The 18,466-nt window shown below is 59.9% G+C and carries 17 protein-coding genes; 4 read left to right on the top strand and 13 right to left on the bottom strand.

Annotated features, from left to right (window positions below):
* Positions 1-176: 176 nt before the first annotated feature.
* From U9R61_RS19155 to U9R61_RS19130, 6 genes are all read right to left on the bottom strand, one after another.
* Positions 177-1,412 (bottom strand): exonuclease SbcCD subunit D, encoded by a 1,236-nt coding sequence (locus tag U9R61_RS19155; RefSeq protein WP_322490412.1) that lies wholly within the window; start codon positions 1,410-1,412, stop codon positions 177-179.
* An 84-nt stretch (positions 1,413-1,496) separates the two neighbouring features.
* Positions 1,497-2,495: an ABC transporter ATP-binding protein gene (locus U9R61_RS19150; RefSeq protein ID WP_066787911.1), complete on the bottom strand. Its 999-nt coding sequence runs from the start codon at positions 2,493-2,495 to the stop codon at positions 1,497-1,499.
* Between the two features lie 60 nt (positions 2,496-2,555).
* Positions 2,556-3,572 carry an ABC transporter ATP-binding protein gene (locus U9R61_RS19145; RefSeq protein WP_322490411.1) on the bottom strand — a complete coding sequence of 339 codons (1,017 nt, stop codon included), beginning with the start codon at positions 3,570-3,572 and terminating at the stop codon, positions 2,556-2,558.
* A 37-nt stretch (positions 3,573-3,609) separates the two neighbouring features.
* Positions 3,610-4,602, bottom strand: coding sequence for an ABC transporter permease (locus U9R61_RS19140; protein ID WP_322490410.1), 993 nt, complete (start codon positions 4,600-4,602; stop codon positions 3,610-3,612).
* Between the two features lie 97 nt (positions 4,603-4,699).
* On the bottom strand, positions 4,700-5,893 hold the full coding sequence (locus tag U9R61_RS19135; protein ID WP_322490409.1) for an ABC transporter permease: 1,194 nt from the start codon (positions 5,891-5,893) through the stop codon (positions 4,700-4,702).
* A 172-nt stretch (positions 5,894-6,065) separates the two neighbouring features.
* Positions 6,066-8,003, bottom strand: a complete 1,938-nt coding sequence (locus U9R61_RS19130; RefSeq protein ID WP_322490408.1) for an ABC transporter substrate-binding protein — start codon at positions 8,001-8,003, stop codon at positions 6,066-6,068.
* A 441-nt stretch (positions 8,004-8,444) separates the two neighbouring features.
* Here U9R61_RS19130 and U9R61_RS19125 point away from each other — a divergent pair, with 441 nt between their 5' ends.
* Both U9R61_RS19125 and U9R61_RS19120 read left to right on the top strand, forming a co-directional pair.
* Positions 8,445-9,182: a Maf family protein gene (locus U9R61_RS19125; RefSeq protein WP_322490407.1), complete on the top strand. Its 738-nt coding sequence runs from the start codon at positions 8,445-8,447 to the stop codon at positions 9,180-9,182.
* Positions 9,164-9,901 carry a response regulator transcription factor gene (locus U9R61_RS19120; RefSeq protein ID WP_322490406.1) on the top strand — a complete coding sequence of 246 codons (738 nt, stop codon included), beginning with the start codon at positions 9,164-9,166 and terminating at the stop codon, positions 9,899-9,901. Before U9R61_RS19125 ends, U9R61_RS19120 begins: the two co-directional genes overlap by 19 nt.
* Positions 9,902-9,958: 57 nt before the next feature.
* Here the strand turns inward: U9R61_RS19120 and U9R61_RS19115 are convergent, their stop codons facing one another.
* From U9R61_RS19115 to greA, 6 genes are all read right to left on the bottom strand, one after another.
* Positions 9,959-11,230, bottom strand: a complete 1,272-nt coding sequence (locus U9R61_RS19115) for a lysophospholipid acyltransferase family protein (protein WP_322490405.1) — start codon at positions 11,228-11,230, stop codon at positions 9,959-9,961.
* Positions 11,227-12,195, bottom strand: a complete 969-nt coding sequence (locus tag U9R61_RS19110) for an NAD-dependent epimerase/dehydratase family protein (protein WP_322490404.1) — start codon at positions 12,193-12,195, stop codon at positions 11,227-11,229. The genes U9R61_RS19115 and U9R61_RS19110 overlap by 4 nt, the downstream gene beginning before the upstream one ends.
* The gene (locus U9R61_RS19105) at positions 12,176-12,607 is read right to left on the bottom strand and encodes a type II toxin-antitoxin system death-on-curing family toxin (protein ID WP_322490403.1); all 432 of its coding nucleotides are present in this window, start codon (positions 12,605-12,607) and stop codon (positions 12,176-12,178) included. The genes U9R61_RS19110 and U9R61_RS19105 overlap by 20 nt, the downstream gene beginning before the upstream one ends.
* Positions 12,608-12,706: 99 nt before the next feature.
* Complete coding sequence (locus U9R61_RS19100; protein ID WP_066787879.1) at positions 12,707-12,922, bottom strand: hypothetical protein; 216 nt, start codon at positions 12,920-12,922, stop codon at positions 12,707-12,709.
* 42 nt (positions 12,923-12,964) lie between these two features.
* A complete protein-coding gene (lysS, locus tag U9R61_RS19095) occupies positions 12,965-14,437 on the bottom strand; it encodes a lysine--tRNA ligase (RefSeq protein ID WP_322490402.1) in 1,473 nt (490 codons plus the stop codon).
* A 125-nt stretch (positions 14,438-14,562) separates the two neighbouring features.
* Complete coding sequence (gene greA, locus U9R61_RS19090) at positions 14,563-15,036, bottom strand: transcription elongation factor GreA (protein ID WP_322490401.1); 474 nt, start codon at positions 15,034-15,036, stop codon at positions 14,563-14,565.
* Positions 15,037-15,280: 244 nt separating this feature from the next.
* Between greA and U9R61_RS19085 the strand changes: the two genes are divergently transcribed.
* Positions 15,281-17,626, top strand: coding sequence for a DNA translocase FtsK (locus U9R61_RS19085; protein WP_322490400.1), 2,346 nt, complete (start codon positions 15,281-15,283; stop codon positions 17,624-17,626).
* A 107-nt stretch (positions 17,627-17,733) separates the two neighbouring features.
* Positions 17,734-18,003 carry a hypothetical protein gene (locus U9R61_RS19080; protein ID WP_066787866.1) on the top strand — a complete coding sequence of 90 codons (270 nt, stop codon included), beginning with the start codon at positions 17,734-17,736 and terminating at the stop codon, positions 18,001-18,003.
* 204 nt (positions 18,004-18,207) lie between these two features.
* Here the strand turns inward: U9R61_RS19080 and U9R61_RS19075 are convergent.
* Positions 18,208-18,466, bottom strand: a 259-nt coding sequence (locus tag U9R61_RS19075; protein WP_322490399.1) for a hypothetical protein, incomplete at its 5' end; no start/stop codon positions are given.

Here is an 18,466-nt window from a genome sequence, read left to right as displayed (position 1 = left end):
CTAGCAGGCGGAGCGCGGTGTTCGGTTGTCATTGTGGGGGCGCACAGCGCCCGAAGCAATCTCTCCCTTTTGCCCGCATAAACCCTGAGCGGGTTCCGTTCGCGCTTGTAGGCGATTGCGTCGCGGCCTTGCAGCGGCTCGTAATGACAATATGACAAAGGGGTAGCGGATGAATGCTACGAACTGTGGTCCGCCTCGGCAATCAGCTCATCTGCTGCCGCCAACAATTGCGCAATCCGCTGCGGCGGCGTATTCTTGCTCTTGAGGTACAGTTCGAGCGCTTGCCGCGGCGTCAATCCCTCACGCAACGCTTCCGCCACCCCGGCAAAACGTTGGCGCGCCGTCCGTTCCACATCAAACACAATGGCGGCAATCACTGCTGCGCCGGCTTCGTGGAGCCACGTCCGCACTTGCTCTTCGCGCAGCAGCGGGGTCTGTTCCCGCGTGAGCTGCACTTCGACCCGCACCACGGCATCACGCACATCGTGCCGCTCAATCGCCGTCCGCAACGCCGCCGCCGGATCACTGCTCCGGCGGAGATCGCGTTCAATGCTGACGAACGGACGCGCGTTCAACGGCACAAAGCGCCAGCGCGCTTGGCCCGGCGCTAATTCCACTAAGACACAGCCTTTTGGTTCGTCGCGCTCGCCAAAATCGATCCGTTCGATGCTGCCGGGGTAGACGATCGGCGGCTGTTCGCCTAACGCTTGATGGCGGTGAATATGGCCCAACGCGACATAATCAACGCCGGGATGGGTTAACGCCGAGCGCGGCAGGCTCAGATCGCGGCCAAGGATCATCGCCCGTTCTGACCCCAACTGGGCCCCCTCCACTGTGCCGTGGAAGGCAATGATGGTCGGCAGGCTGGGGTCGCGCCGAGCCACCGTCTGCTCGATAAAATTGGCCAACCGGTGGCTCAATTCGTACTCGATCGTCGCAATCGACGCGCCGGCCAGTTCTTCGCGGGCCAGCAGCATTTGGCGCGTCACCCACGGCACTGCGATCAGTTGCACCTCACCGTTGCGGGTAGCAATCCGGTGCTGGCGTGGCCGGTCGGCTACCGTCACCCCTTCGAGCGCCAGCGTGGCGAAGATCTCGACCGAGTGCGCTTTGCCTTGCGCCGGCGAAATGTCATGGTTGCCGGTCAGAATCACCACCGCGACCCCTGCCTCGCGCAAGCGCCGGATGCGCGTGGCAAATTCGCGCTGGACGGTCGGGTTGGGGGTGCGGTTTTTGTAGACATCGCCGGCAATAAGGCAGAGATCGATCTCGTGATCGAGGCCAATGCTAATCGCTTCATCAAGCCGGTCGAGATAGTCGATCAGGCGTGAATGCAGGCCGCGGCGCGCATCTAGCGCGCCGTAGTTTTCAACCCCGAGGTGCAGATCAGCGAGATGGAGCATGCGGATCATGGGGATCACTCCATGCGGAATACAATAGGTGAGGGCGACGCACTACGTCGCCTCTGACGTTGCCTACTGACCCGTCGCTCGTCGCTAAAACTGGCCGGCGAAATGGCAGGCGACCCAGTGGCCCTTGCGCTTCTCTTCAAACGCCGGCTCCTGCTCTTTGCAGATGCTTTTGGCGATCCAGCAGCGCGGGTGGAAGCGGCAGCCGCTGGGAGGATTGATCGGGCTTGGCACATCCCCCTGCAACACGATCCGCTCGCGCTTGGCCATCGGATTGGGATGCGGAATCGCCGAGATGAGCGCCTTGGTATACGGGTGTAGCGGCTCGCGGAACAGTTCGGCGCTGGTCGTTAATTCAACCACTTTCCCCAGATACATTACCCCTACTCGATCCGAGATGTGCTCAACCACCGCGAGGTTGTGAGCAATGAAGAGGTAGGTCAGGCCGAACTCGCGCTGGAGGGAGCGCAGCAGATTCAGCACCTGCGACTGGATCGATACATCGAGGGCGGAAACCGGCTCATCACAAACGATCAGCTTCGGTTCCATAATCAGCGCGCGGGCAATGCCGATGCGCTGGCGCTGACCACCCGAAAACTCATGGGGGAAGCGAGTCATGTGCGAGGCGCTCAGACCGACCTTCGCCAGCACTTCCCGCACCCGCTCGCGCCGTTCAGCCGGTGTGCCGATGCCATGGATAACCAACCCTTCGGCCACGCTCTCGCCAATCGTAATGCGCGGGTCAAGCGAGGCGTAAGGGTCTTGGAAGATAATCTGCATATCGCGGCGCAGCGCCTTCATCGTCCGGCCACTGGCCCGCATCACATCTTGGCCTTCAAAGATGACCTCACCCGCCGTTGCGCGTTCGAGCCGCAACACCGTGCGCCCGGTGGTCGTCTTGCCGCAGCCGCTCTCACCCACCAGCCCGAGCGTCTCGCCGCGCTTGACGGTAAAGCTCACATCATCAACTGCGCGCACCTCAGCGATAGTGCGGCGCAAAAACCCGCCTTTAATCGGGAAATATTTCTTGAGGTTGCGTACCTCAAGCAGAGTATCATCTGCCGGTTGCACCACCGGAGTAGTCATGGTCTCGCTCCATCGTATCGTAAGAACCAAGACGTTGGGCCGCTCGGCGTCGTCTTGGCGTCAATCTTCATACAGCCAGCACCGCACCCGCCGGTTCGCGTCTAACTCGATCATCGGCGGCGGCTGGTCGCATTTCTCAAATCGCTTGCTGCAGCGCGACGCGAACCGGCACCCTTTGGGTGGATTGATCAAGCTCGGCACCGTGCCGGGGATGACCTCCAACTCCTCGCGCTCATCGCCGAGCACCGGCATCGAGTTAAGCAAGCCGCGGGTGTAGGGGTGCTTGGGATCGGTAAACAGCGATTGCACGTCGGCAAATTCAACGACCTGCCCGGCGTACATCACCACCACGCTATCGGCCATCTCGGCGATCACCCCCATATCATGGGTGATCAGCATAATCGCCGTCTCGATCTTCTCGCGCAGTTCGCGCATCAGGTCAAGGATTTGGGCCTGAATCGTGACATCAAGTGCAGTCGTCGGCTCGTCGGCGATCAGCAATTCGGGGTTGCAAGCCAGCGCCATCGCGATCATCACACGCTGGCACTGCCCACCCGATAATTCGTGGGGGTACTGGCGCATCCGCCGCTGCGGGTCGGGCAACCCCACCATCGACAGCAACTCGATGCACCGCTTCTGCGCCTCTTCGCCCTTAAGGCCCTGATGGATTTCGAGCGTCTCGATAATCTGATCGCCCACCCGGAAGACCGGATTGAGCGCCGTGGTCGGCTGCTGGAAAATCATCGCGATCCGGTCGCCACGGATCTTGCGCATCTCTTCGGGGTCAAGGTCGAGCAGATTAACCCCGTCGAAGATAATCTTGCCTTCGACGATCCGGCCGGGCGGGCTGACTAAACGCATAATCGAGAGCGAGGTCACGCTCTTGCCCGACCCCGACTCGCCGACAATCCCGAGAGTTTCGCCGCGGCGCAGGGTGAAATCGACCCCATCAACCGCTTGCACCACGCCATCCTCGGTAAAGAAATAGGTTTTCAAGCCCTCCACGCGCAGCAGCTCAGCGCCACGCCGGCCGGTTGGGCGCGCCGCGCCCGTTACAACACGAGACTCGGTTGCCACAGCTACTCCGTATCGTTATCTTAAGCGTGCCCGCTGTCTAGCCGCGCTGGCGCGGATCGAGGGCGTCACGCAGACCATCGCCAATATAGTTAATCGCAATCGAGGCAATCAAAATCGGCATCGCCGGAATCAGTGGCATCCACGGGTACTGGAACATATAGCTTTGGGCGTACCCCAGCATGTTACCCCATGTCGGCGTCGGATCTTGAATGCCGAAGCCAAGGAAGCTCAGCGCCGACTCGGCGACCAGCGTGCCGTTCACGCCGAGGGTAAAATCGACGATCATCGGTGGCAGTGCGTTGGGGAAGACATGGCGGAACAGGATGCGCACATTACTCGCGCCGAGAGCGCGGGCCGACTCGATATAGACATTCTCGCGCACCGAGAGCACCATGCCGCGCATCAAACGGGCCGTTCCCGTCCAGCCAAAGAATGCCAGCACCAAAATCACGGCGAAAATAATCCGTGCTTCGCGTTCTGAGACGGCAAAGAGAAAGGCGAGGAATGAGGCGCCCCATGAAGGCAACGGCACCGCATTAATGTTTTGTACCAAGATTGACGACAAAATCAGCAAGAGCAACAAGGTCGGGAAGGTGGCGACAATTTCTAGAAAGCGACTAATCACCATATCCACCCACCCGCCGAAATAGCCGGCCAGCATGCCAAGGATGATACCGATCGTTGAGGCGATCAAGGTGGCGGTGAAGGCGGTGCCTAATGATACGCGCGAAGCGTACAGCAAACGAGTGGCATAATCGCGCCCAAGGTGGTCGGTGCCCAGAATATGCAAACCGCCATCGGCATCGCGCCCCATGGGGGTGAGGAAGCGGCCGGTCAGGTTGGGTGCATCGCGCTCGTAAGGTGCAATCAACGGCGCCGCCGCCGAGAGCAACAGCAACATGGTCAGCAACCCGACGCAGAACATCGCCAGCCGGTGGCGGCGAAAACGCCGAAAGACAATCGCCCACTGCCCTTCTGAACGTCGAGGGGCGACTTCTTCAAGCGGCACAGCAGTTGTGCTGGTGGCCATTCAATACTCTCCTCGTGGTGATGAACCATTACCGGCCTCATTGCCGGTAATAATCTATATGATACCGTAATTTCATCGAGTACGCAGGACAGATATATTACGTCAAGCGAATCCGTGGGTCAACTACCGTATACAGAATATCGGTGATCAGAATACCGATCAGCAACAGCACCACATTGATGATTAGCAACGCCATCACTACATTATAATCGTTACGACCGAGGGCATCGATAAACAAACGACCGATGCCAGGCCAATTGAACACCGTTTCGGTAATCAACGCCCCACTAAAGAGGGCCACCAAAATCCCGGCCAGCAGAGTCACAAATGGAATAAGTGAATTGCGCAGGGCATGCTTCAAGATAACTACCCGCTCCGCTACACCCTTTGCGCGAGCAGTGCGCACATAATCGAGGCTCAGCACCTCAAGCATACTCCCGCGCACGAAGCGGCTCCAGCCGGCGATATTGATAAAGGTCAACACACCGCACGGCATCAAGAAGCGCAGGAAGCGGTCGAGGAATGAGCCGGCCTGCACGGTGCCGATCCACGGGATGGTATAATCGCGCACCCCGACCGCATCACCCGGCGGCAGGTACGGCAACCCGGCATTCTTGGCCAAGACCGAGAAGAGCAAGATTGCGAAGATGCCAAAGACGAAGCTTGGCAGCGATGCGCCGATAAAGGCGACCGTGGTCATGATATAGTCGAAACGCGAATACTGGCGTACTGCCGAGTATACGCCGATCGGCACCGCGATCAAAATTGACAGCAAAATCGATGTACCCATCAGATAGAGGGTGTATGGCAAGCGAGTCATAATCAGATCGCTCACCGGCCGGCCACGCAACATCACCTGCGAGATGCCAAAATCACCGAACACGATGCCACGGCTCACTTTGCGGCCTTCCAAATCGGCCATTGTGACCGGCACTTCACAACCATCTTCAACCACCTCGATCCGGCCATCAGGGTAGCGCAGGCGCACTTGCCCCGGTACGGCGCAACCGATCTGCCAATCGGCGCCAATCCCGCCCGGAAGCGGCCCGGCCGGCCAGCCAATCAGCCAGCGGGTAAAACGGAAGGGCAAATAAATATCCAATTCAAAACGCTCGCGCACGCGGCGAATATCTGCTTCTGTAATTCGATTTTGCCCAGCATTCTGGCGCTCGGCCAGTAATTGATCAATCGGCCCGCCGGGCACCAAATACAACATGCCATAGGCGCAGATTGCCGCTACCAGTGCCACCAAAAACATTTGCACGAAGCGGCGGGCAAGATAACCTGCCATAGTAATACTCCTAAACGTTGGGGAACGACCGATCGTGGCCGACTGCGCGAGGTCACGATTGTCAAGCAGCTTTCTTGAGCAGCGTTGCGCTGTTGTGTTCACCCATAGAGCAGGCGCGGCGATGGGCAACGATCTGCCCATCGCCGTGCCGGTTACCGGCCAACCAAATCGCTTACTTGGTGAAGAGATTCATATCGATGTGCTCCCACGTCGGGCTGGGCACCACAAAGGCTTGGATCTCGCCGCGGTTGCCAGCCTCGATCACGGTCTGCACCTCAGCGCCGGCGCCCAACGTCTCGCTGCCCAGCACGTCCACTTCGCCGGTCAGCAACTGGGCCACCGCCTGATTAGTGTCGGCGATGAACTTGATGATCACCCGCTTGACCTTGACTTCACCCTTGTAGTAGTTCGGGTTCGCCTCGAAGGTCATGCTCTGGCCCTTGACCCACTCCTTGAGGATGTAGGGACCATTGCTGAGCGGACGCTCGATGATCTCGGGCAGGGTCTGCCACTCTGCCGCGGGCACATCAGCCAGCTTGCGGCCATCGCTCAACACCTGATGCGACGGATAGGCACCCAAACCGGCACCGGCGAAGTAGGTCGGCCACTGGACACCGGGGTGGAAGGTAACCGTGTACTCGGTGTCGCTCTTGAAATCGATGCTCTTAACCGAGTTGCAGTAGGTCAGTGAGGTCGCACCCGAAGCCGGATCACAGTTGATCTTGTACGCCAGCTCGAAGTCGGCTTTCTTCAGCGGCTCGCCGTCTTCCCACTTGATGCCCGCGATCCACTTATCGGTCACCGACAGTTGCTTCATCTTGACCGTACCACCCTGATAGGTGATGGTCTCACCATCAGCGGTAACGATCTCGACCCCAGGAGCCAACGGTACAGCCTCACCATCGGTATTCCAAACGATGTCACCTTCCTTGACCTCGACATCAGCATTGGTCGCTCGACCACTCTCGATCGTCGAAAGGCCATCGAGGCCAATCGGCTGGTAGTCGTAGTCGTAGGTCGTGGTCGATGGCACACCAAGCAGGTTCACTGCCACCCGCTGCACCGCGGCACTCTCGATCAAGCTCCACATCGTTTGCGGCTCTTGGGTGAAGCCGAGCACGATCGTGTCACCGTTATCGGTCAGCTCCCACTCATCGGCGTTAGCCGTGTAGTACTCGGTCGGATTAGGCTTGAAGTTCTTCAGCCGGTTGCTGGCGGCATACGCCTCAAGCCGGTTAAAGAGCGGCAGGCTCACCATGTCCTTGGTGAACTCTTCCTGCACGATCGCATACTGGCGGATGCGCTCGGCGCGGTCGAGGGTATTGTTCGCAGCAATGATCGCGCGGCTCGCCCGCTCGTTGCACCAGCCCATGTAGTTCTGGCCTTCCCAGTTGTTGGAAGGCAGCGGAATCTGATTGCAGGCGTAGAGCGTCTGGCCGCCCGGATCGGCTTGACCAACCCACGCGAAGGCGCCCAGCTCAAAGTCGCGGCGGCGCAGACCGGTGCTGCTGCCGAACCACCACGAAGCTGGGGCGTAAGTCGGGATGACCTGAATGCCACAAGCCGCCATCTGGCGGATGAAGACTGCCGACCACGTCTGGCGGAACTGGGCATTGGTAGTGGTAAAGCTCAGCGCCAGCGGTTCGCCGTTGGCATTGGCGCGGGTCGGGCTGCCCGTCCAGCCGGCTTCCTCGAGCAACGCCTTGCCCTTTTCGGGGTCAAACGGATAGGTGGTGATGTTCTCCTTGGCTGCTGCCCAGTGGGCCTTCGGCAGGAAGGTGTCCATCAGCAGCTCTTGCTGCTGTTCGGGCGTCAGGTAGGGGTAAACCGACTGGATCAGCTCGGGGCGATTGGTGCAGTAGGCGATTGCCTGCCGGACACGCAAATCACTCAGGATCGGGTGCGGGGTAGTGTATTGCTCGGCCTTCACCTCTTCGGTGACAACGACCGTCTCACGCACCGTCTCGCGCACCGGCTCGGCCGTCTGCACGACTACAACGGTCTCGCGGATAACTTGCGGCTGGGCGGCGCCACCACAAGCTGCCAGCATGGGAATCACCATCGCCATCACCATCGCGACGGCAATGATTCGCTTGGTAAAGCTTGCCATCTGTCTGTGTCCTCCTTAACATCTGAGGGCAGCGAAATGAACGACTTCCAATCTCTTGCCATACCGTATCTCGATCGGCCGCGCCATTGCGTTCTCTCTTCGCCGCATCACCCCCTTTCCAGAACCTGCACGCCATTTGTCCTATCACAGTATCAGCCTGTGGCCGATGAGCGAGCGGAGGCTTTACAAGCCGGTATACGTGGACCAGAATAGCATGAGGCGAGGTGCGGCGACGATCGATTGGCGTTGGTAAGAGACTGTACATCGTTAGGCGGGATTATAACGGTTCTGTTAGCGACTGTCAACTTTGTCAACGAATTACTAACAAAGCAATGCATGGTGCTGACGCACGCTCATCATTCGTGCAATCTTGCGCAGCATAGCCAGCCATGTTATGATCGATGCGCTGATGGCTTAAAAGATAGCGATATCAGGATTGGTATGCCCACCTCGTCGTCTCATTCGCTCATTCTGGCGTCTGCCTCGCCCCGCCGGCGCGAGTTGCTCGCCTATCTTGGCGTGGAATATACGTGTCTGGCCAGCCCGGCTGAAGATCATCCCGCGCCAGCGCCGGTTGATCTGGCGGCAGCGTTGCCGCCGTTGCCGGAACCCTTACCGATCGACGCGCATCCCACCCTCGTGGCGTGGCGCAAAGCGGCTGATATTGGCCGGCACCATCCTGATGCGATCGTGCTGGCTGCCGATACCGAAGTGGTGCTCGATGGTATGGTGTTAGGCAAGCCGCGTGATGAAGACCATGCCTGTGCAATGATCCGGCGCTTGGTCGGGCGCGCGCACACGGTGCTGACCGGTTTGTGCCTCTTGTTGCCCCAAGCCGCCGAGCACAGCGGGGTGTTGTATGATGGCCGGCGAATCTTGTTTGACCTTGTGGCGAGCCGGGTGCATTTCCGCACCCTGAGTAATGACGCGATCGCTGCCTATGTTGCCCGCGGCGAATCGCTGGATAAAGCGGGCGGTTACGGTTTGCAAAGCGGTGGCGCGGCATTGATTGACGCAATCGAAGGCAGCTACACCAATGTGGTAGGATTACCGTTGCCGGCAGTGGCGCACCTGCTCCGCGCTGCCGGTATGGACGTGCCCGTTGAGCCGGTTGAAGCATACCTCAGATGGCTGTGCAGTCAGGGAAAGGAACCGGCGCCATGGCCAACCCAACCGTAAAATTGTTGATCGTCGATGACCATCCGCTGTTCCGGCAGGGGGTGCGCTGGGCGTTATCCCACGAACCGGGCATCCAGATTGTGGGTGAGGCGGGGAATGGTGAAGAGGCGTTGCAGTGGTTAGCCCAAGTCGATCCCAACCTCGAACCGAATGTGATGCTGGTTGATCTCAATCTGCCGAGCATGAGCGGTTTAGAGTTGACCCGGCAGGTGCGTCGGCAGTACGCCAGTATTGCCGTCGTGATGCTGAGCATGCACGAGAGCGATGAAGCGGCGTTTAACGCCTTGCGCGCCGGTGCCGCCGCCTACCGCTCGAAAGATATCAAGCCCGCTGCCTTGGCCGACATTCTGCGGCGCGTGGCGCGCGGCGAGTATGTGATTAATGATGTCTTAACCGAAGAGCCGCGTGTCGCTAGCCGGATCCTCTCACAATTTCGCAGTCTGCCGGAAGTGCAGATGGTTGCCGAAGATCTCGGTTTGCAAATTTTTACGCCGCTGAGCGAGCGCGAGATCGAGGTGCTTGAGCGCATTGCCGCCGGCAGCAGCAATAAAGAGATTGCCGATGAATTAGGCATTAGCACCCAGACGGTCAAGAATCATATTTCGTCGATTTTGCGCAAATTGTCGCTCAATGACCGCACGCAGGCGGTGATCTTCGCTCTGCGCCGCGGGTGGATCGAGACGCCGCAAAACATCCAGCCGGGTGAACCGGAAGCGTAGTTGGCCCGTGAATGGGCGCGGCGCCCATATTGGGCGCCGCTTCCTCGCCAGACCCCTCTAGAACACCGATGTCCGTTCGGCCAATTTCTGATTGATCGTTTCTTGAATCGTCTCGCGCACCTGTTCCGACAGTTCGAGCACCGTGATCGGATCGTCAGCGGCATCGGGGCCGTAGTTGGTTGTGTCGACCGGGGGGCAGAAAGTGATTGACCAGCGCGTTGGCAGCGGGATCACGCCCAGCAAGCCGAACCACGGGAAGAATGGGGTGAGCGGAAAGTAGGGGAAACCGAGCAGTTTGGCGATCCCCTCGGCGTTAGCAAACATCGGATAGATCTCTTCCGCGCCGACTACGGCGACCGGCACAATCGGCGCTTGGGTGCGGAGCGCGGCTTGCACAAAGCCGCCGCGACCAAACCGGGCTAGCTTGTAGCGATCTTTGAAGAGCTTGCCTACTCCCTTTAACCCTTCGGGAAAGACACACACCAATTCATCCCGCTCGAGCAGGCGGATTGCGTTTTCCGGGATGCCGGGCACTTGACCTAACGCGGCGAGCGTGGGCGCAATCACCGGCAAGGTCGTAAACCAATGCAGATGGAGCGAGCGCACAATCCGCTCGTTTTGGGCCGGATGGTCATTGACCACGGCGGTCGCGATCATGGCCCCATCCCACGGCAACACGCCGCTGTGGTTAGCGACCAACAGCGCCCGCCCTTCAGCCGGCACATGCTCCAGCCCGCTGGCCTGCACGCGCCACCACGTATGGTACATAAACGAGAGAAACGGGCGGGCGACTTCAATGATCTCGCGATCCATGCCGAACGGATCGGTCGTATACTCGCCACGTTGCCGGCGCTGGATAAAGTTGATCTGCTCGTCAATCTGATACCGCAGCACCATCCCGATCCCCTTCCAAAAATCGGGATCAAGGTAATCGCGCAGATCAACCCCCTGCAACATACTATTGACCCGCTCGACCTGTTCATTGGTCATGCGCTGGAGGTTCTCGCCGATCAGTCGCACCACGCCGGCAGCGAAATTGCCGAGGGCGGCTTGCGGGCCGGGTTGTTGTTCGCTCTGTTGGCGAATATCAATCTCGACCTCAAATAACTGTTCAGCCGAACGGCGCGCAGGGGGCGATTCATTCCATTCGAGCGCCGTTGGCGCTGGTGCCGGATCAACCGGATCAGCGGGTGCTGCATGATCATTCGGAGCGCCGGTGGGCGGCGGCTCGACTTCCATCTCAATCGCCACCGCTCGCGCCCGGCCCCGGCGGGGACGGCGTGGCTCTCCCAGATCGCTGGTTGGCGCAGTAACCGGCTCGTCGTTCATTCTACCCGTCTCCTGCGGTTGAGAAACTCGTTCAACGCGCGCGTCGCTGCGGCGTATTCGTCTTCTGGCGATAATGGCTTGAGGGTGTCAAGCGCGGCTGCCATATCATACTGCGCCGCCCATCCCAACGAATGGCAGGCGCGTTGCGGATCGATGGTGCAGCGGTGGCGCAAGTAGTCTACCTCAAACGGCCAGCCCGGCGGCGGTTGGTTGTCGAACAGCGGCCCCATTGTCGTTGCAGGTTGCTTACCTAACCGCCGGATCGCTTGGCTCAGCGGCATTGGCTGTTCAGGCGCGAGATTAAACGCCCCCCCGACCGGTTGATTCACGGCGGCGACCATAGCGCAAGCGGCATCATCGACGTGCAGCAACTGGATCATCGGATCGAAGCCGAACAGCATCTGGGGCGATGGCGAGCGGAGATAGTTCATCACCGGGCCATCTTGGTTCAGCAATGGCGCATAGCGTAACACCGTTACCGTGATGTGGGGATGGCGCGCGGCAAAGTCGGCCACGATTTGCTCGACCTCGCCGAGGGTGCGTAACAGACCACGGCTATGGTTCGCCTTGATCGGGCGATCTTCGGTGATGAAGAGTGGATTGAGCGGGCTGGCGCCATAGATCCAGCCGTGGCTGCGCACAAGAACATGGCGCACCCCCGCCGCCCGGCACGCGCCGAGCAGCTCCATTGTCCCGATCACATTATGCTGCACAGTCGTCTCGTGATCGGGCAATGGCCCATCAAAGCCGAGCAGATCCAGATGGATCACAGTCTCAATCTGCTCAGCGCGCAGCAATTCAAGCATCTGTTTGCGATCAAGGCGAGCCACGAGCCAATCGGCATACCCGATAGGCCCTGCGGGCGGTCGCCGGCCAAGCACAATCACCTCATGCTGCTGGCTCAGCAATTGCGCCGCCTGCACGCTTAACATTCCAGTCGAGCCATTAATCAGCACTCGCGTCATGGCAACAGTCCACATTCTCGCGCAGCCAGCGCTCAAGCTCTTCCCGATCCATATCACCGTGACTCAGCGCGTGGAACACCCAGCCAATCTCATCAGGCCCGACTTCGGGCCGCAAACTCGCGCCATTCAGGGCGAGAAAGCGTAACAGACTAACAAAAGCCGTCGCTTCATTAGCAGCATTGAACGGATGGTGCTTCACGAGCATAAAGGTCAGCACTGCCGCCTTACTGCACAGATCGGGGTAGAGTTCTGCCCCAAAGAGGATCTGGCGTGGCGCGTTCAACACCATCTGCAACCGATCTTGGCTCTTGATGCCGAGCAAACCGCCATAGCGCTCGATCACAAAGGTATGTAAATCGAGCACATCGTCTTGAGCAAGATAGACGATCGGGGTCGCTTCTTCGTCCAACATGGCGCTCATTCCATCGTCTTGCGCTGATTGGCGCGGCTAGCGCCTATCCAAACCGGCCCGGCGCAATGATGCCGCGCTGCTGCATCAATCATCGCACCCTTAGATACCGACAATCTGGCGGAAGGCCCGATCGTACTGATCGCACATCGCCTCGGCCCAAGCGCGCAAATGTGGGCTCATCGGCCGGCGGATCAGCAACTCGCGTTCGGTAAAGACCAACTCGATCACTTCCTCTTCACCGAGACCAATCGCCTCGATCCAGCGTTGCACCACCGCCGGCAAACTCTCACGCTCGACCGTAAATGAGCGGGGCATAGACGCCTCCTTTCCGGTTACGGTTTGCCAGCACCGCTCCACTCAATCGGATCGTTCCCGCAAATGCGGGAAGAGAATCACTTCACGGATCGTCGGCTGGTCGGTCAGTACCATCACCAGCCGGTCAATACCGATGCCGAGGCCGCCGGTGGGGGGCATGCCATAGCGCAGCGCATTGATAAAGTCTTCGTCCATCTGGTGCGCCTCTTCATCGCCGGCGGCGAAAGCGCGCAACTGCTCGCGGAAGCGTTCTTCCTGATCAAACGGATCGTTCAGCTCGGTAAAGGCGTTACCGATCTCCATGCCGGCGATAAAGGCTTCAAACCGTTCGGTGAAATCGGGCCGGTCGGGAATGCGCTTGGCCAGCGGCGACATCGCCACCGGATAGTCGATGATAAAGGTAGGCTGGAAGAGATGGGGTTGGACGAATTCCGAGAAGAGTTCATCGACCTGTTTGGCCCACGACGCCTTGCGATCGACGCGCACGCGGCGATCGGCGATCGCCGCGTGCAGCGAGGCCAGATCCGCATGCTTGGTAATGTCGATCCCGGTGCGTTCAGCGATTGCATCAGCCATCGCAAGGCGCGGCCACGGCGGGCGAAACTCAAGCTCGCGGCCCTGATAGGTGATGGTGGTCGTGCCATGCACCGCAGAGCAAATCTCACCCAACATCGCTTCGACCAGCGCCATCATGGCGTGATAATCGGCATACGCCTGATAGCACTCCATCATCGTAAACTCAGGGTTATGCGAGCGATCAACCCCCTCGTTGCGGAAATTTTTGCCGATCTCGTAGACACCGGGGAAGCCGCCGACGATCAACCGCTTGAGGTAGAGCTCGGTCGCGATGCGCAGATAGAGATTCTGGTCGAGCGCATTGTGATAGGTAACGAACGGGCGCGCGGCAGCGCCGCCGTAGAGCGGCTGCAAGACCGGCGTCTCCACTTCCAGAAAGCCGCGCTCATCGAGCACATGCCGTATGGTGCTGATAATGCGGGCCCGAGCGCGGAAAATATCGCGCCGCTCGCGATTCACTATCAGGTCAAGGTAGCGTTGGCGATGGCGCTCTTCGACATCTTGCAGACCGGCCCACTTTTCCGGCGGCGGATTAATCGTCTTGGCCAGCACCGCCAACTCGCGCACGAACAGCGAACGTTCACCGGTTTTCGTGCGGCGAAGCGTGCCAGTCGCTTGGACAATATCAAACGTATCGAGCTGATCGCGAAATCGCTCGAACCACTCATCGCCGATGTCGGTCCGGCTGAGCCAGAGCTGGATCTCGCCGCTGCCATCTTCAATGTGGGCAAACGCGATCTTACCCATGATTCGTCGCGCACCGACGATGCGCCCGGCGAGGGTAATCACCGTCTCGGCAGCGGCTAATTCATCAAACGCAGCCAATACCGCGTCGATCGTATGGCTGCGGTAGCAGCGGGGCGGAAAGGGATCAATTCCGGCGGCGCGCAACTGTTCGAGCTTGGCGGCGCGTTGGGCTTGTAAGTCGTTCAATTCCATACTGAAAGAAACGATGCCATTTCACCGGCGCATTCCGCCAGCGCCGGCACTTCTCTCCTCATTATACCGGAAAACAGCACGGGCGAGGCATGCCTCGCCCGTGCTCGGCCGGCGTACAATGGCTGTTAGCGTACCTTGAGAATCGTCAACTTCATCACGCCAGAGGGGGTATGCACCGTCACCTTATTGCGGGCGCGCTTGCCAAGCAGCGCGGCGCCGAGCGGTGACTCGTTCGAGATGCGGCCTTGGCGCGGGTTGGCTTCGGCGCTGCCGACGATCGTCCACGTCTCTTCCGAGCCGTCGTCTTCAAACCGGACGGTTACGGACGAACCGACTCGTACCTCGCCATTGCTCGCCTGATCTTCATCAATCAATTCAGCGCGTGAGAGGAGGTGCTTCAGTTCGCGAATCCGGCCTTCAAGCAAAGCTTGCGCTTTCTTCGCGTCTTCATATTCACCGCTCTCGGAGATGTCGCCCAATTCTTTGGCCGCGGCGATCCGCTCAGCGATCTGCTTGCGTTCCACGGTCGTCAGGTACTCAAGCTCCGCTTCAAGGCGGGCGCGACCTTCGCGAGTCAGGTACGTCGGCTTGTCTGTCATCACTACTGCCTCTACGCTGCCCATTCCGCATAGCCGGGCGGACGGGAAACCTCAGTATAAAAAGAAGAACTGAGAGCACATCTCTCAGTCGTGGCTGGGGGCGCTTTCGCAACCTACCCCATACCTTGCCACAATTATATGTGGTTGCGCACAATTTGTAAAGATGGTTTGCATATCATGGAATACTCGCACAGATATGCTATAATCGAATTAGAGATCACAGGCGTTAGGGAACTGAGAAGCAATGGCTTCACGCAGCGGCAACAAATCAACCGGCAAGCGGCGCGCCACCGGCAGCCGCAGCCGCAAGAGCGGCGCGAAAGCGAGTTGGGCTATCTCGTTGCGCCCCGAACATCAGCGTGAGCTGTTTGCGCTGGGTCTGATCCTGATCGCTGCCGTTACGATTATTTTTGTGTTCACCGGCGAAGCCGGCGGGTTGGGCAGCCTGTACCTCAACGGCGTGCGCTCGTTGTTCGGCGCCGGGGTCTTCTTTGTGCCGCTCACCCTTTTTTTGATTGGGATCGCCATTCTCTGGCAAGAGCGGATGAGCGACGCCAGCCTGAGCGGGGCCAATGTGCTGGGTACGATACTCGTGCTTTTAGCGATGCTGGGTTTGCTCGAAGTACCGGTGCATCATATTCTGATCGCTGATCGTTTCAATGAGGGCGGCGGCTTGATCGGGTATTGGCTGATCGCGGCGTTGCAATTCGCCATTGGCCCGATCGCGTCAGTGGCGGTGATTCTGGCGCTGGGGTTGGCCGGTTTGCTGCTGACCTTCAATCTGACTATGCGCGAGCTGGTGGTGGGAATGGCCGAGCGCACCGCCACCTTTTGGCAGATGCTCTGGAGCGCGCCGCGCCGTCCGGCTGCGCCTGCCAACCCGCCGCGCCGTTCGCTGGCCGATCTCATGTTTACGCCGCCGCCCCAAGGCGAGGCCGATGATATTGTGCCGACGCCGATCGCCGCCCGTCCGACGCGGGCGAGTCTGTTTAAGCTCCCTACACCTGAATTGCCGCCGCCTGCCGAACCGGCCAAGCCGGCTAGCTCGTCCGTGGTGAGCACGTCGCCGGCCAAGCCGGAACCGGTGCAAGAGGTGGTGCAAGATGCGCTCGACGGGTTCGAGATTTCGCCGGTGCGGCGGGCGTGGCCGCTGCCATCGCTCGATCTGCTTTTGGAGCGCGCACCTGATGGCGGCATTACCGACGAAGAACGCCGCCTGAAGGCGCGCGTGATCGAAGAGACGTTGGCTAGCTTTAAGGTTGAAGCGCGAGTGGTAGGCGTCAATACCGGCCCCGCCGTGACCCAGTTTGAGTTGCAGCCAGCGGTCGGGGTGAAGGTGGCCAAGATCACGACGCTCGAACGTGATTTGGCGTTGGCGCTGGCCGCCCAATCGATCCGGATTGAGGCGCCTATCCCCGGCAAGAATGTGGTTGGCATCGAGATTCCCAACAGCGCGATCGCAATGGTTTCGCTGCGTGAGGTGCTCGATAGCGAAGAGTATGAACTGCACCGCGGACGGCTGAAGCTGCCGTTGGGCAAGGATGTCAGCGGTACGCCGGTGATTGCCGATCTGACCAAGATGCCGCACCTGTTGGTGGCCGGCGCCACCGGTTCGGGCAAGTCGGTGGCGATTAATGCGTTCTTGTGCGGTTTGCTACTCAAACACTCTCCCGATGAACTGAAGCTGATCCTGATCGATCCCAAGATGGTCGAGATGATCGTCTACAATCGCATTCCGCACCTACTGTCGCCGGTCGTGACCGAGGTCGAGCGGGTGGTGCCGACGCTCAAGTGGGCGACCCGCGAGATGGAGCGGCGCTATAAGGTGTTTGCGAAACACGCTTGCCGCAATATTGACAGCTATCGCCAACTGGCGCGCAAACGGGCCGATCTTGAGCCGATGCCCTACATCGTGATTGTGATCGATGAGCTGGCCGACTTGATGATGATGGCCCCCGATGAAGTTGAGACGTATGTTTGCCGGTTGGCGCAGATGGCCCGCGCGACCGGTATTCACCTGATTATCGCCACTCAGCGCCCATCGGTTGATGTGATTACCGGCCTGATCAAGGCGAACTTCCCCTCGCGGATCGCCTTTGCCGTCACTTCGCAAGTTGATAGCCGGGTCATCCTTGACGTGCCCGGCGCCGAACATCTGCTTGGCCGCGGTGATATGCTCTATATGGCGGCTGACTCGGCGAAGCTGGTGCGGATTCAGGGCACCTACGTCGCCGATCGCGAGGTCGAGCGGATCGTTGATTTTTGGCGCAAGGCGGCGCCACCCGATGAGGCGAAGCCGGAGGAAGTGAAGGCGAGCGGGAGCGAGATCCAACCCGCTGCTAGCGGCGAGGGCTTTCAACCCCCCGCCGAGTTCCTCTCGTCCGCCGAGCAAGACGAATTGCTGCCACAAGCGATTGCGCTCGTCTCCCAACATCAGCGCGCCTCAGCCTCGCTCTTGCAGCGCCGGTTGCGGATCGGCTATTCCAAAGCGCAGCAGTTGATCGATCTGCTCGAACAACAGGGCTACGTCGGCCCGCCTGATGGCGGGCGTTCGCGCGAGGTGCTGCGCCGTGATGGCACGTCGCCGTGATGGTTTGGCGATAGCCGATCCATAGGAATGTGGCACCGCAACGATCCGGTCTGCCGGCGCGTCTAACCGTCAACCAAATCACCCATCTCGCTCAGGAGGAAGCTGCGATGGCGATCGAAGATTTTTATACCGGCGCGCGCCGGATTTTGGCGAATATGCTAGAAGAGACGCCGAAGGCCGATCGCGAGCAACTGCTCGACGCCTACGCGGAATTGCTCACCCGTTTGCATGCCGAAGAAGCGCACCGGATGCTGAACGAGGTGATCGAAGATGCGCGCACCCGGCTCGATGCGCGCCTCTCGCCCGATCCGATCCGGCAGACGATTGCCGGCGTGCAGACGACGTTGCAAGACCTGTGGAATAGCCTCTGGCGGTAGCTCTCACCTGGGGGTATGTTTTTACCGCCGAGGACGCAGAGGGCGCAGAGGATGATGACCAATATCTCTGCGCCCTTTGCGTTCTTCGCGCCTTTGCGTTAACCCTCACCCCCTAGCCTTTCGGGGGCAGGTATTTGCGGTGAGTCAGCTCACCTCGTATCATGGATGTCCCTACTCCCACCGTGATACGAGATGCCGCATGACTCACCACGCGGCAGGAGCGGAATGGACGGCACGCGGGTCACGCACCGTACCCCACCACAGCACCCCGCCGGCGACGGTGCGCGCGTGGGGGAGGTGCGGGATCGCGACCACCCGACCGGCTGGCCGCGTGACGGTGGCGACCGTGCTTGCAGTGCTCCGCACCCAGTAGGTCGCGGCCCCGCACACGGCCGGTACGCAGCGCCACACCCTCGCTGTGACCACCTGCGTTGCCCCTCTCCGTGCGTGGATCGGGCGCGGG

The organism is Chloroflexus sp., from assembly GCF_034431535.1.
GTDB lineage: Bacteria > Chloroflexota > Chloroflexia > Chloroflexales > Chloroflexaceae > Chloroflexus.
This window is presented reverse-complemented; position numbering and strand designations above follow the sequence as displayed.

Coding starts and splice junctions, on each gene's coding strand:
- U9R61_RS19130 (WP_322490408.1), bottom strand. CDS start 8,003: ATGGCAAGCTTTACCAAGCGAATCATTGCCGTCGCGATGGTGATGGCG.
- U9R61_RS19140 (WP_322490410.1), bottom strand. CDS start 4,602: ATGGCCACCAGCACAACTGCTGTGCCGCTTGAAGAAGTCGCCCCTCGA.
- U9R61_RS19105 (WP_322490403.1), bottom strand. CDS start 12,607: ATGTTGGACGAAGAAGCGACCCCGATCGTCTATCTTGCTCAAGACGAT.
- lysS (WP_322490402.1), bottom strand. CDS start 14,437: ATGGAATTGAACGACTTACAAGCCCAACGCGCCGCCAAGCTCGAACAG.
- U9R61_RS19100 (WP_066787879.1), bottom strand. CDS start 12,922: ATGCCCCGCTCATTTACGGTCGAGCGTGAGAGTTTGCCGGCGGTGGTG.
- U9R61_RS19150 (WP_066787911.1), bottom strand. CDS start 2,495: ATGACTACTCCGGTGGTGCAACCGGCAGATGATACTCTGCTTGAGGTA.
- U9R61_RS19120 (WP_322490406.1), top strand. CDS start 9,164: ATGGCCAACCCAACCGTAAAATTGTTGATCGTCGATGACCATCCGCTG.
- U9R61_RS19080 (WP_066787866.1), top strand. CDS start 17,734: ATGGCGATCGAAGATTTTTATACCGGCGCGCGCCGGATTTTGGCGAAT.
- U9R61_RS19155 (WP_322490412.1), bottom strand. CDS start 1,412: ATGATCCGCATGCTCCATCTCGCTGATCTGCACCTCGGGGTTGAAAAC.
- U9R61_RS19135 (WP_322490409.1), bottom strand. CDS start 5,893: ATGGCAGGTTATCTTGCCCGCCGCTTCGTGCAAATGTTTTTGGTGGCA.
- U9R61_RS19085 (WP_322490400.1), top strand. CDS start 15,281: ATGGCTTCACGCAGCGGCAACAAATCAACCGGCAAGCGGCGCGCCACC.
- U9R61_RS19125 (WP_322490407.1), top strand. CDS start 8,445: ATGCCCACCTCGTCGTCTCATTCGCTCATTCTGGCGTCTGCCTCGCCC.
- greA (WP_322490401.1), bottom strand. CDS start 15,036: ATGACAGACAAGCCGACGTACCTGACTCGCGAAGGTCGCGCCCGCCTT.
- U9R61_RS19115 (WP_322490405.1), bottom strand. CDS start 11,230: ATGAACGACGAGCCGGTTACTGCGCCAACCAGCGATCTGGGAGAGCCA.
- U9R61_RS19110 (WP_322490404.1), bottom strand. CDS start 12,195: ATGACGCGAGTGCTGATTAATGGCTCGACTGGAATGTTAAGCGTGCAG.